Annotated in this window: 17 protein-coding genes and 2 pseudogenes; 2 read left to right on the top strand and 17 right to left on the bottom strand. The window is 64.4% G+C overall.

Annotated features, from left to right (window positions below; genetic code table 11):
* The coding region (locus F3J08_RS14710) for a DJ-1/PfpI family protein (protein ID WP_166930987.1) at positions 1–434 on the bottom strand (434 nt) is incomplete at its 3' end.
* Between the two features lie 58 nt (positions 435–492).
* A complete protein-coding gene (locus F3J08_RS14715; RefSeq protein ID WP_205207051.1) occupies positions 493–1,320 on the bottom strand; it encodes a cupin domain-containing protein in 828 nt (275 codons plus the stop codon).
* Positions 1,321–1,529: 209 nt separating this feature from the next.
* Here F3J08_RS14715 and F3J08_RS14720 point away from each other — a divergent pair, with 209 nt between their 5' ends.
* On the top strand, positions 1,530–1,988 hold the full coding sequence (locus F3J08_RS14720; RefSeq protein ID WP_304488588.1) for an ATP-binding protein: 459 nt from the start codon (positions 1,530–1,532) through the stop codon (positions 1,986–1,988).
* Between the two features lie 2 nt (positions 1,989–1,990).
* On the opposite strand, the pseudogene F3J08_RS14725 reads toward F3J08_RS14720, so the two are convergent.
* A pseudogene (locus F3J08_RS14725) lies at positions 1,991–2,256 on the bottom strand (IS21 family transposase); the annotation flags it as partial.
* Between the two features lie 65 nt (positions 2,257–2,321).
* Between F3J08_RS14725 and F3J08_RS14730 the strand changes: the two are divergent.
* Positions 2,322–2,528: pseudogene (locus F3J08_RS14730) on the top strand (transposase); the annotation flags it as partial.
* 86 nt (positions 2,529–2,614) lie between these two features.
* Here the strand turns inward: F3J08_RS14730 and F3J08_RS14735 are convergent.
* From F3J08_RS14735 to F3J08_RS14795, 14 genes are all read right to left on the bottom strand, one after another.
* On the bottom strand, positions 2,615–4,357 hold the full coding sequence (locus tag F3J08_RS14735) for a VirD2 family relaxase/mobilization nuclease (protein ID WP_166930990.1): 1,743 nt from the start codon (positions 4,355–4,357) through the stop codon (positions 2,615–2,617).
* 247 nt (positions 4,358–4,604) lie between these two features.
* Complete coding sequence (locus tag F3J08_RS14740) at positions 4,605–5,192, bottom strand: lytic transglycosylase domain-containing protein (RefSeq protein WP_205207061.1); 588 nt, start codon at positions 5,190–5,192, stop codon at positions 4,605–4,607.
* 74 nt (positions 5,193–5,266) lie between these two features.
* A complete protein-coding gene (locus F3J08_RS14745; protein WP_166930994.1) occupies positions 5,267–5,863 on the bottom strand; it encodes a hypothetical protein in 597 nt (198 codons plus the stop codon).
* Entirely contained in the window at positions 5,860–6,201 is a 342-nt protein-coding gene (locus F3J08_RS14750; protein ID WP_166930997.1) for a DUF736 domain-containing protein, read from the bottom strand. The genes F3J08_RS14745 and F3J08_RS14750 overlap by 4 nt, the downstream gene beginning before the upstream one ends.
* Before the next feature lie 54 nt (positions 6,202–6,255).
* Positions 6,256–6,885, bottom strand: a complete 630-nt coding sequence (locus F3J08_RS14755; RefSeq protein ID WP_166930999.1) for a S26 family signal peptidase — start codon at positions 6,883–6,885, stop codon at positions 6,256–6,258.
* Positions 6,882–7,358, bottom strand: a complete 477-nt coding sequence (locus tag F3J08_RS14760) for a DUF2840 domain-containing protein (RefSeq protein WP_166931002.1) — start codon at positions 7,356–7,358, stop codon at positions 6,882–6,884. Before F3J08_RS14760 ends, F3J08_RS14755 begins: the two co-directional genes overlap by 4 nt.
* Entirely contained in the window at positions 7,355–8,098 is a 744-nt protein-coding gene (locus F3J08_RS14765) for a site-specific DNA-methyltransferase (protein WP_166931004.1), read from the bottom strand. The genes F3J08_RS14760 and F3J08_RS14765 overlap by 4 nt, the downstream gene beginning before the upstream one ends.
* Before the next feature lie 256 nt (positions 8,099–8,354).
* Positions 8,355–9,170, bottom strand: coding sequence for a replication initiator protein A (locus F3J08_RS14770; protein WP_166931007.1), 816 nt, complete (start codon positions 9,168–9,170; stop codon positions 8,355–8,357).
* 8 nt (positions 9,171–9,178) lie between these two features.
* Complete coding sequence (locus F3J08_RS14775) at positions 9,179–9,445, bottom strand: AlpA family transcriptional regulator (RefSeq protein WP_166931009.1); 267 nt, start codon at positions 9,443–9,445, stop codon at positions 9,179–9,181.
* A 154-nt stretch (positions 9,446–9,599) separates the two neighbouring features.
* Positions 9,600–10,154, bottom strand: coding sequence for a DUF2285 domain-containing protein (locus F3J08_RS17005; protein ID WP_370458749.1), 555 nt, complete (start codon positions 10,152–10,154; stop codon positions 9,600–9,602).
* Positions 10,155–10,200: 46 nt separating this feature from the next.
* Positions 10,201–10,413 carry a transcriptional regulator domain-containing protein gene (locus tag F3J08_RS14785; RefSeq protein WP_166931012.1) on the bottom strand — a complete coding sequence of 71 codons (213 nt, stop codon included), beginning with the start codon at positions 10,411–10,413 and terminating at the stop codon, positions 10,201–10,203.
* A 133-nt stretch (positions 10,414–10,546) separates the two neighbouring features.
* Positions 10,547–10,870, bottom strand: a complete 324-nt coding sequence (locus F3J08_RS14790) for a hypothetical protein (protein ID WP_166931014.1) — start codon at positions 10,868–10,870, stop codon at positions 10,547–10,549.
* A gap of 258 nt (positions 10,871–11,128) precedes the next feature.
* Positions 11,129–11,254, bottom strand: coding sequence for a hypothetical protein (locus tag F3J08_RS17425; protein ID WP_255493494.1), 126 nt, complete (start codon positions 11,252–11,254; stop codon positions 11,129–11,131).
* 315 nt (positions 11,255–11,569) lie between these two features.
* On the bottom strand, positions 11,570–11,896 hold the full coding sequence (locus F3J08_RS14795; RefSeq protein ID WP_166931017.1) for a DUF736 domain-containing protein: 327 nt from the start codon (positions 11,894–11,896) through the stop codon (positions 11,570–11,572).
* Positions 11,897–12,360: the final 464 nt, after the last annotated feature.

A 12,360-nucleotide genomic window follows, 5' to 3' on the forward strand; every position in this document is an offset into this window, starting at 1 on the left:
ACGTTCGCACCCGAGTTGACCATGTCGTCTTTCAGACCGACATAGGCACAAGCAAGCTTGTCGCGCATGATACCGGCCGAGATCATGATCCAGGGGCCATGACAGAGACCCGCGACGACCTTGCCCGAGTCATACATTGCCTTTACGAAAGATTTGACGCGCACGTCCTGCCTTACCCGGTCGGGAGCTTCGTGGCCGCCTGTCAGGATGACCGCATCGAAATGGTCGACAATCAGGTCGTCGAACGAGATATTATCGAGCGATCTCTTGTCCATGGGCACCGTAATGCCGTACTTGCCGGTGACCGGCGCACCATCTTTGGTCGCGATGCGTACATCGTCGCCCTCTTCGATGGTACGATAGTATGTATAGACGATATCATGGTCCTGAAATCCGGGCCCAGTGATGATGACGAATTTACGACCATTGGACATAGATATTCTCCATTTTGTCTATGATGTTACCTTGGCGGCCTTCACCCTGATGACGAATTCAGGACGGAAATATGGCCAAGTACGTATGTTTCCGGCGGACTTGAGCCTGTCCGTTGGAATTCATGAGACGAATGCGGCCATCAACGTGATGGCGTAGATCCAGGGAGATGACAGATATCGGAGCTTCGAGCAGAGGGGCATATATTCCCTCGAAGAGTTGAAATCGGAACTTACGTTCCGTATCCTGTCGCCGCATGAACCGCCCCGGACCGAGCCCCTCCATCGGCTCGATGCCGGTTTCAGCGTCATCGTCTCCCTCATAAGGAGCAAGTTTTCGGCCATAGGGATCCGAAATACGCAGCAGATCGAATTTATTGCGCGGATTCTCGACCTCCACGAGATGGAGTGCGTTACCGCGATCTGCCGCCGTCTGATGGAATACTCCCCGAGGGATGTAGATGTGCGACCCTGGGGTGACATAGTGAACCGCCCCGTCGATGAACGTCGTGGTACCCGTCCCTCCGAGACAAAGAAGGACGGTATCCTTGTGCAAGTGGCAATGCATGGATGTCGTTTGTGCTTGGTCGATTCGCAACTTCCATACGTCAAACATTGAATCGCAATATACTCGATATTCGTGCCCCCATGGCTTTTTAATAAAGTCGTTCAGATATGTGTCTTCGTCGAATCTTTCGTTGCCATTGATCTGCCTCGCCAACGTATAGCGAATTGCATAAATGTCTTGCGAACATGGTGTTTTGACAATTTTCTGCATGACTTCCTCCGCCTTGGGCAGGATCGACATAAAGATCGAGAGATTTGCCTTACGGCCTCGCATAATACGTATCGGTACGTCGTATATGGAAATAAACTTTTCGGCGATCACCCATCATCTCTTTTATTTCTGAATTGTCGTTCGAAGGTAAGCGTCCGATCACCTCGGCCTTGGACAGGCCAATGATCGTCTCGCCTACAGTCTCACAGTCGTACAGGTTCCCGACGCTGCCGCCGGAGGGCCCAATGCCCGCCTCGGCGACCCGCGCCGACCACGAGAGGCGCCTGCGCGAACGCATCCGCTACCTGTGCCGCACGCAGATGCTCATCATCGACGAGATCGGCTACCTGACCTTGGGCGCCGCGGCCAGAGACCTGCTGTTCCAGCTGGTCAACGCCCGCTATGAGCGGGGCGCCATGATCCTGACCTCCAACCGGGGCTGCTCGGGATGGGGCAGCCTGTTTGGCGATCCCGTGACCGCCACCGCCCTGCTCGACCGCCTGCTGTGCACCATGCCGTCGTCGTGCAGATCGAGGGTTCCAGCTACCGCATGCGCCAGCACGCCGAGCTGCTGTCCCAGGCTCAGCGCCCTCCGCCATCCCCGTCGATCCGCAGCCACGGCGCCGCGGACGACCACCCAAAACAGCGACCAGCACCAGCCAGGCAAACTGACAGGCTGCGGACGCCCTCATTCGCCTCCTCCCGAATGCCCTGCACCAGACGGCGATGAGTGGAGAAAATTACTCCGCCCAATCCGGGGAAATTGCAGGCGTCGTTGACAATTGCCGCCCACCGAGATCATGCCGTCGCGCGAGATGCGACGTTCCAGCGCCAGCACGACGTCGTAGGGGCCGACCGGCAATGGTCGCGGCGCTGGCTTCTCCTCGGCGAAGTGCTCTGCCACAACCCGGTGCGTAGTGGCGTGGGCGCGCGCGTTGGCAACCTGATCGAGCCATTGGCGGGAGTGGCCGTTAAGGTCGTCGAGGCGCGGAAGCTGCGCGCCAGGAAGAAACCCTCCCGCACGTACCGGAACGGCCGCTCGACTTTTCTATCCGGCATGATGACTTCGGTGCCCTGACGTTCTTGCTGCTCCATGGTGGAGCGGCGCTATGGTGAACAAGGAGGTGAAGCGCCGGGCCGATGTCGTCGGCATATTCCCCAACGAGGGCGCCATCGTCCGCCTGATCGGCGCGGTGCTGCTGGAAGCCAACGACGAGTGGCAGCTCCAGCACCGCTACATGCAGACCGAGGTGATGGCCGAACTCGCACCACCGCTGATCGACGTCGTTCCACCACAGATCACCACCGTGGCGGCCTGATCCATGGCCACCTCAACTACACCGCAGATTCCACCACGTTGACGGACATGACCCAATTTCCAAACGGGCTCTATCAGCGTCCGGGTTCATATCGAAATGCCAGACTGCCGATGACGCGAAAACTCCCAACCAACAGACCCTGTGCTTTGAACGACGCCCGAGACTGCTTTTCCGACATGCTTATCCAAAGGCGGCGTCCATAGCACAAGCTGGAACCCCAGCCCATTATCAATCATCGCATATCGTCCGGACGCGAGCGTGACGCGCTTGCGATAGACGCCGGCCACGTTGTCACCCGACGCAACGGGATCGAACGTCTTGCCCTCCTGCCGTGCGAGCTTCTCCCCGGCAGCCCCTACCTCGCGCTCACGCAACGTGGACAGCAAGCCACGCTCGAACCTCACACGTTCCCCGTCCCGCTGCGCGATCCCTTCCCGCACGAGATGATCCACACGCTGGCGCATCGCGTCCCGCACCTCCGCCCCGAAGCCGCCACCCAGTTCTGGCGGTTCCTTGGCCAAGGCCTGCCGGTCCAGCCATGTGGAACCCTGTGCTTCTATCTGCTGCTCCAAGGTGAAGTCCGACCGCACCGCCAGCGCGACACGCTGGCGACCCTTCGCGTCCTCGAAGCGGCGCAACTCGACGATCGCACCCATCAGGGCGTCCGTGGTCGCTTCCAGGCTGGGGAGATGGACGTGATGCGTACGCCCATCGATCCCGTCCACGACTGCAAAAGCCGTGCCCTTCAGTTCATCGTCAAGCCCGCGCCCGACCAGCCTGCCGATGACGGGATGCTCCGTTTCCTCGCTCGCCAGCACCCATGACGCCTGCGACCGCTCGACGCCCTGCTCGGCAAGACCACGGTGGATCCGCTTGATGATATCGTTGCGCTGTCCCATCTCGCGCAATGTCGCCTCGGCATGCTCCTCCAGCGCCCAGCGGCCCGGCTCGATCTGCCGCGCCAACCCGAGCCCTTCCAGGCGACGGAGACGGCCGACCTTGAGCACTTCGAACGTGTCGGGCCGCCGATCCGGTGAGGGACGCATATCGATGATGCCATGTTCGCCCGCATCGCGCTGAATCTGCCGATCAAGCTGCGTCCAGCGATCGGCCTCGATCTGGCGCTCGACGGCGCGCCGGATCTCGACATCGTTGCGGATCCCAAGTTCGCGGGTCACGAGTTCCTGCGCACGCCCCCGCATACCTTCGCGGATGTAATCGCGCGCGATCACCAGGTCTTCACCGTCCTGGGCCTTACCGCGCACGATGACGTGGATGTGCGGATGCTCGGTGTTCCAATGATCCACGGCCGCCCAATCGAGCTTTGTACCCAGATCGTGCTCGGCCTGCGTCATCAGGTCGCGCGTGAAGCGCTTCAGATCCTGCATCTCTACGGCATCATCCGGGGAGACGATGAAGCGGAAATGATGACGATCATCGGCGCAACGCTCGGCAAAAGCTTTGGGATCGACCTCCTCCTGCTCCAGACCGAACAGCTTCGCCTTCTCGCCATCCTGCGTCACACCCTCGCGACGCAAATACCGCAGGTGGGGCGTCAAAGGTGCCACGCGCGGTCCATGCCTCACCACGCGCGCCTTGATCACCACCCCACGCGAGCGGCTGGTGAGGAAACGATTGGCATGCGCGCTGGCGACGCGACCGCGGCCGAAGGTCGAGCGACCACCGCCGCCGCTTCCCTGGCGCCCCCGTCCCATGCCACCGGCCCGCTGGGTGGCGGCCAGGGCCTGGGCGATAAAGGGACGCGCCCGCTGGGCACCAGACGAACGGACACGGCCCGGTCGAACCCGGAAATCATCGTCTTTCGTCATGATAACCCCCGCGAGGTGCGCAAAGTGGCGGGAAACCGCCAGAAACGGGGAGCCGCAGGCCTCAGAGCGGCACGCACCTCGCAGAGGGAACCAGAAATCTGCAGAAATCCGCCACAAAACCACCCTCGACCGTGCCGCACCTCGCGGCTTTTATCCTGCCTATCCGCTACCCCCTCCCCCAGCGTCCCCCTGCGTCCATCCAAACCCGGAACCTGCAGCCCGGCGGGGCTCGACACGGCGGACCCGTTCATGGTTCGTCCCTCCAGCCGGCCGGGACGAAAAGTCCCTTGGGTGCAGCCGGGACCAGACCCTCGCCAGCCAGAGCCACACCTCTCGCGGGGCTCTGTGCGGGGCTGGCGAATAGTCTATCGGCGGATACACGGGCGACCGGTGCGGTGTCCGGCGACTGACGAGGAGAGGTCGGGACAGCGTCGCCCCCCATCCTCCGTACGACCGAGGCCACATAGGCCCGCGTCTCGTTGGGCAGCGGTCGGCCGGTCGCCAGATGGTCGTCATACCGCCCGGGACCGGCGTTGTAGGCGGCCAGAAACCCGGCATCGCCATAGCGGTCGTACAGCCAGCGCAGATAGGCGGCGCCGGCGACGATATTGTCATGCGGGTCGAACGGATCGGCACCGAGATCGAGGGCATGGCGCAGGTCACGCCAGGTGCCGGGCATGAGCTGCATCAGCCCCATGGCGCCCGCCGACGATATGGCCTGCCGATCGCCGGCACTCTCGGCACTCAGCACGGCTCGGATCCACGACGGCGGGATAGCGGCCTCCCGGGCGGCCTCCCGCACCAACGCGTCGACATCCTGGGCGTGACCGCGCATCGGCGAGAGCGCCAGCCCAAGACCGATCCACACGGCGACCAGCGCCTGCCGAGGACACAATGACCGCGAGGGCATCACAGATCCTCCGGTATCAGCACGTCCAGCGGCGAGTCGTCCGGACGATGTATCGGCGGCGAGAGGGAGCGCTGTGGCAGGACGAATTGTCGACGCCACGACTCCCATGCCCGGGTCACGGAACCGGTGCCGGGGTAGAGATCGTCCAGCCCGTCGTCCGGGCGGGCGCCCAGCAGTTCGAACGCCCAGTGGCACACCGCCTCGGGCTTCGCTCCGGTCAGTCCCCGACGCAGGGTGATGCTCTCCAAAATCCAGTCCCGCATGACAAGACGACGGCTGACGACAGGACGACGGGCTGCCTTGATAATGACCGGCTCCCACGCATAGGCGACCGGAACATTGCGCTTGAAAGCGGCGAAGCCCTTGACCCAGACCATCCAGCGCGCGCCCGTGTCCATGACGAGCGGCGCCAGCGTGGCGATCGACGCCGGTGTCGCGGCGGCGTGCAGCACCCAGCCATCATAGGTCGCGTCGAGTTGTCGGATCAGCGCCGCATGATCGACCTCGTCCGCGTAGTCCGGCTGTCCGCGATAGAGCCGGGCGCAGTTCACGTAGGGCGGATCGGCATAACCGAGCCGGAAATGGACGCGCGTCATTCACGGCCTCCCTGACGCCTGACGGCGCGCGTCCAGACGAGGTTCCAGACACGGCCGCCACGACCGGCCTGGAACAGGGTGGCGCGGATCGGCTGGGCGAGCGACGGATCGTCCAGCAACACCGAGACGTATTCGCCGGCGCGTTCCCCGGTACGGGTCCACCCTGCCCCGATCTCGGGCGCCTCGGCGTCGTCACCGAGATGGACGCGATAGTCGGGCGCGTTCTCCGCATCCGTGTTCTCGACACGCGCGAAGGTCAGTTCCGCGTCGAGGGAGAGTGTGCGCAGGCGACCGGCGAAGCCGTTGGCCGTACGCGTGAAGACACCGATCTGACTCATGGTTCGAGAGCTTTCCTGTCAGGGATTGAGAGAATGGATGGCAGCGTCACGACGTCACTCCAGCGGCGGGCCGGGCGGTCCCTGAACAGCGTGACGCACCGGCATGGTCGGTGGCCGTGGATGCAGTTCCGGCATTTCTGGGAGTGGTTGGAGACGCGGGAGTGGCGGTTCGGCGTCACCCATCCGCAGGTAGACGGGGGTGGCGCGGCCGATCACGGCGTCGGCCGAGAGGACACCGAAATAGCGCCCGTCGAGACTGGCCGGGACCGCCGGGTTCATGACGAAGACCTGCCCCGGCGCGAGATGATGGCACCCCCGCCACGCCGGTAGCGGACGCCCCCTATGGTCGACGGCTTTGGCATCGCCGACCGCCTTCCCGTCGATGGTGACGCGCAGGCCGAGACGACAAACGGTCTGACCGGAGAGTGCTGCAACCGGCTTGAGCAGCGGCACGCCGAAGGGCAGATAGCCGCGCATCGCCAGCAGCGTCGTGTCGCGCTCGGGCAGATGCAGCGCGACGATGTCACCGACATGCAGGGCGCTCGTTGGCGTCAGGCGATACAGCCCGACCGGCACGCTGGCGGTGGCGTTCCACACCCAGTGCGGGGCGGGTTCGACGCCTGTCGTCGCCAGGGTCGCGAGTGCGGCGACATAGGTGGTGAAGAACCAGGCGCGGCGGGTCATGACGCGGCCCTCCGCCAGAGCCATGCCTCATGGCGGGCGCGGCCATAAGGCGGCACGGGCCGACTGGCCCGCAGCCGCGCGTCGAGATCGCGCCAGTAGTCCGGGCAGACGGCGCGGGGATCGAGCCTTTGTCGTTCGATGCGGGTGATCGTGTCGAGCACCGCGCGAACCGGCCCGTCGCCGGTCTGACGCAGTAGCCGGTCGGCGGCCCCCGTGATCCAGGGCAGAACGGTCTCTGGTCGGTCGGAGGGCAAGGCACGGATGATATCGATCGATACGGTGACGGCGCCGGTGTCGCTGGCGACCCAGCGCATCAGGGCAAACACGTCGCCCGGCGCGAAGCTGACGCGACGGCGGTAGCGGTCGATCGCGACACTGGTCTCGGGAGCGCCGAAGCGCAGCCAGTGCTCGATGCGGGTCTCGATCCAGACCAGATCGAGCTGCGCGCCGGCGGGGGAGCGAAGATCGTTCATGACCGTTCTCCGACGGGAAAGGGAAGGATGGCGGCGAGGCGATCGCGGGCGCGCCGCGCCATGTCCGGGTCGATCTCGCAGCCGATGTAGCGACGGCCGGCCAGCCGGCAGGCGACGCCGGCTGCGCCGGACCCGGCGAACCAGTCGCCGACGAGGCCATCGGGCGGGCAGCTCACGCGCACCAGCAGGTCCAGCAGCGGCACCGGCTTCTCGGTGGGGTGGATGGCGCGCCCATGAACGTTGCGGAAACGCTGGACCGAGCGGGCGAGCCGCGGGCCGCCGTCGAGGCTGCGATAGGTGCCGGACGCGATCGCACCGGTATGCGGCGGGCGGCGCTTGCGGCGCACCGTCCGTGCCCTGGCGTCGTCCGTGGTGGCCACTGCGTTGTAGATGTCCTGCCAGCGGGCGGTCGCGGGATAGAACTGCACCACCAGTTCATGGACGCGCCGGAAGCGGTCGGCGTGAAACACGCTGCCGTTCTGCTTCTCCCAGACGATCTCCTGCGCGTGCCGCAGACCGGCCGCCCGGAAGTCCGCCTCGGTCGCCATGAAGCTGCGCAGGGAGCCGAACACCCAGAGCGAACCCGACGGCGTCAGGGCTTGTGCTGCCAGCGCCAGCCAGCCCTCGACGCGCCGATCCCACGACAGGGAGGTCTCGCCGTAGGGCGGGTCGGCGAGGATCAGGTCATACGGACCATGAGCCGGCATGAGGTCGCGGCAGTCGCCGCGGAGCAGCGTCATAGCCGCGCCTCCCCGACCGTCGGTCGACCCGACACCGTCATCAGGCGAGCTATCCGGGGATATGGAGCGCTGGGATTGCAGACGTCGCCCGGGAGTCTGGCCTTTTGGCAAATGCCCGATGGCACGCGGCATAAGGGCGCCGACGCGGTCTTCCTGGACAAGGAACCGCGCACGCGCGCGCTCGCGGTATTCAAGTACAAAGAGTCTTTCTTTAGACTCTTTAGAAAGGCTAGTTTTCTCATTATTCACCAATGCCTTATCGATCGTTTTCGAGGGCGATAGGCGTGGATTCCCGCAGCGATAGGCGTGCGGCCATGAAGTTATCGACAGGGATGTCCACGGAATTATCCACAGAGCCGTCGATAACGGGGCGCATGCGCACCCTCTCGGGCCAATTCCCGCCAGACAGTTCGATCCGGTATCCGGGCAGACGATGGCTCCGGGCCAGACGACGCAGGAAAGCCATGAAGGCGGTCAGCGTCTGGGTCGTAGCGGTCTTGCGATGGAGATGGGCAACCTCGAAGATCCACCCGCCCGGTTGTCGTCCCGCATGGCGCCGGGCGACCAGATAGAGCAGGCGCTCAAGGCCACTCGTCAGGGTGAAGTAGGCGGGATCGAGAGCCAGGACAGCCCGTGGCGCGAGGATGGCGTCCCGCAGCCAGGGCGCGAGACGGATCTGCACGTAACCTGCGGCAATCCGCCAGTCCTCGATCCACGGCCCGGCGTCTTGTTCTTCGGTCCAGGGCGTTCGGCTCAAAACGACGCGGGTATGGCTCAGACGCTCGAGACTGTCAGGCAGACGCTCGTAATAACCACCCGACACGTGGCGGCCGGAAAAGCCCAAGATCTCGTGGCGTTTGCCCTGGAGCACGGCGGGAACAGGCGCACCACACCGTCTGGCCGCCACCATGGCCGACGTCGCCCAGATCAGGATATCGGCGTCCCAGATCGTCGCGATCGCCCTGGGAGAGGAGACCAGAATGTGCTGGCCCCCTTGCTTGAAGCGCAATGGTCCCCGGCGACGCCCCTTTCCCAGCGCAAAGAACGCATTCGACATGAGCAGGTGTGGCATGCAGGGGGTCATGACCGCCCCTTTCCGCGCCGTGCGACGCCGGCCCGCATCAGGATATAGTTCTGCGAGAAGATCGACTTCGAAATGCCGTTCTCAACCCACTCTCTCAGATCGGCGACCGTATAAGTGACGCGATTGCCGAGCTTATGAAAGACGGGACCACCTCCGATGACGCGATAGCGCTCGAGTGTTCTTGGTGAAATACCGAGCCATTCGGCCGCCTGGGGCGTTCTCAGGTGCCGGGCGGGTTTTGTCCTGAGCCTTTTCGTGACCATGACTGTTCTCCGCTGTGGACGAACACGGCGTAGCGCCGCGTACGGGGGCGGAGACTGGCGGAGAAAAGCCGCTGGGGTGGTGGACGAAGACAGGGGGTGTTCCAAGGAATCGTCCACCCCTCATGCCCGTGACCTCGCGACTTCACGCGGACGGTCAGCCGACGGGCGCGGACCGAGGCAACGGTCGATGACCATATTGCAGGAGGGCCAGATATCCGCCGCCAGCCAGATGTTCCGCGAGCGTCAGAAGACGTTCCACGCGGGCGCGCTGGTGCGCATCCTTCCAGATCGAGCCGCTCAATGTCCTGACACCCGCATCGGTCAGGGCGGCGATGTCGCGCACGTTCGCACCCGCGCGCTTGGCCGTCAGCGCCTGCAGGGCGCACGCGAGCCGCGTTATCCTGTATCGTGTGGGGCGGAACGTGTTGGGCAGCGGCCCGACGACGCGTCCGTAGAGCCGTTCGAGAAGCCGCCGCAGATGGTGGAGGCGGATCCAGCACGCCTCGTCGAGCGGGATGACCACGGCGGCGCGCTTGTCGGCGCCCGTGGCGATCCACAGGCGCATCGGTCCGCTCCTGTCACCGATGACGAGGTGGAGACCGTCGTCGGCGAGCCCCCTGTTGAGCTGTGGCGTAAAGCGCAGCGGAAAGAACGGCGATGTGCCGTAGATTTCGGGAGCCGGAATGAGAGCAATGATGGCGGAAAGCACGTCCTGCGCCCAAAGCGCGGGCACCGACCAGGCCGGTATGTTTGGGTCAACAGGGAAATCGCAGCCCCCAAGGTCGCGCGAAGGTCGCGAAATTTCGCTGGCGCGCTGCCGCGTCCGTGTCGTCCTGGCTCACGAGAGCCTGATAGCCACGCACATAATCATCGTTGAGAGACAGGAACTCCTGCGCGAATTGGGAAAGATCGAGCGAGAGCGCCTTGTCGAGAAATCCCGGTGCATACCAGTCGAGCCGTGTCTTCATTATGCATCTGCCTCTCTGCCTTGATGTCGTTGCGCCGGTTGGTCCGGCAGACGGACCCGCGACCGTGTTTCAGTGATCCGGCGCGCACGAGGCGGCAACGACCCGCGTGTTATTCATGTCGATACAAGAATGTTCAGGTCTCTCGAGACATCTCGGGGGCGAGACGCGCGAACGACGCCGCGCCCAAAGCGCCCGCGCCGATGACGACCAGGACGTGCTGCCGGATCGGTGATGGTATGCCTACCCGGGCAAAGCCGAGCGTGGCTGAATACCCGGCGATGAGGGCAGGAAGACAGAACGCAATCACCAGCGCGAGTCTGACCACGGGCTGCCGGCTTGCCGTCAGGCCCATGCGGAATAACCAGAGCGCGAGACTGCCGGCGACGACGCCGAGGAAGACCGACGCCAGCCCGGCTCCCACGCGATACGCCCAGAAGAACACGATCAGCCCTGCCATGGCGGGCACGACGGATCGATAACAACGTAAAGCAGACCCGACAGAGCAGTCCGATCCCCACGACCCAAGAGGTGAGTCCGAGCACGATCATCGCCACCTCCAGCATACAGGCGCAATGTTACACTACGTACTGGTTTGTATTCTTTTCAAGAAGAATCACGCTTGGGTTGTGGACGGGTTCGTGCCATCTGCCCTTCGAATGCGACGAAGCGAGAAACCTCCCGCCTTATCCGGCGGGAAGTCCGGTTTCGCGCCGTGCTACTCGTCGCGTCGCGCAAGCGCCTCTTTCAATTCGCGTTCGATCTGCCTGCGCTCGCAACGGCTGAGGTGATAGCTGGTCAGTTCGGCGCGCAGCATCTGGATCTGGTCGTGCAGCGTGGTCATCGTCCTGCTCCTTTCGTTTGTCGAAGACAGGACGCCGCCCGCATGCACGCGGAAGCCGGGTCCAGGATCGCCGCAGGCGACCGGCCTGCCGGCGCGCGGAGGTGCCGAAATGCGCAGCATTTTGGAGGGGCCGCGCGTCCTTGAGGCGGCTTTCGTGGGCATGGTACAATGGAGAGACTGAGGAAAAGCCCCTCTCCCCAGCCCGCACGTCTGCGGCCGGCAGCGCGATAGGCACCGACCGTCATCTGTCTTTCGGACAGAAAGAATACGCCGCAGGCCCGCCCGGGCGAACCCGGGCGGGTGATCGGGGAGCCCTCAGTCGCCGTTGCGGTTGGTGCGGGGGCGCGTCCAGATCAGGGTGTGGCTCTCGCCGTCCTCGTCGGCGAAGAGGTTGGCGAAGATCGGCGCGGCGAAGGACGGATCGTCCAGCTTCAGGCTGAGGTAATTCCGCCCCTCGTTGGAACGCCGGGACCATGCCGCTCCGAGTTCGACCCGCCCGAGATACACGCGGTAGTCGGGAGCGTTGTCATTGCTACGGTTGGTTTCGGGCACCAGGCGGACGTTGCGAGCCTGGAGTGCGAGGGTGATGATCTCACCTTCGAAACCCTCACCCGCCTTCTTGAAGGAACCGATGTTAGCCATTGTCGTCTCTCCTTGCTGTATCGGGCCGCGACTACCGTGGCCTCGATGGCGATCGACCAGCCGGAGGCGAGCGGCAGAGCACCCTTCAGGGCCGCAGCGAAGCGGAGGACGGCAGGGCCGGAACTTTCTTGCCGCGCGAGGAATGACGGCGCCCCCGGAGCCCCCGCGCGACTTGTCGCGTGGGGTGGGGGTCCGGCAGGGGAAGAAAGTTCTGGAACGCCGTCGCGACAGCCGGGCAAGGCATCGCCGGCCTGCGGCTAGATCAGCCATCCGACAGAGGCCATGGTGTGCGGCACCGTCAGCGCAGGGAAAGACAGGGATGCAGCATACGGTCCCGTGGCGGGTTGTGCGAAGACTCAGCGGGCACCCTGACGCCGGACTCAGGCGTTTATGCCGCCGCACGGTGAGGACGACCGGAGCCCCGTAACGCTTCCGCACGGAGCCTGCTTCGCGAACGGGGTTGA

It is taken from the genome of Asaia sp. As-1742, from assembly GCF_011753235.1.
GTDB classification, from domain to species: Bacteria; Pseudomonadota; Alphaproteobacteria; order Acetobacterales; family Acetobacteraceae; genus Asaia; species Asaia bogorensis_B.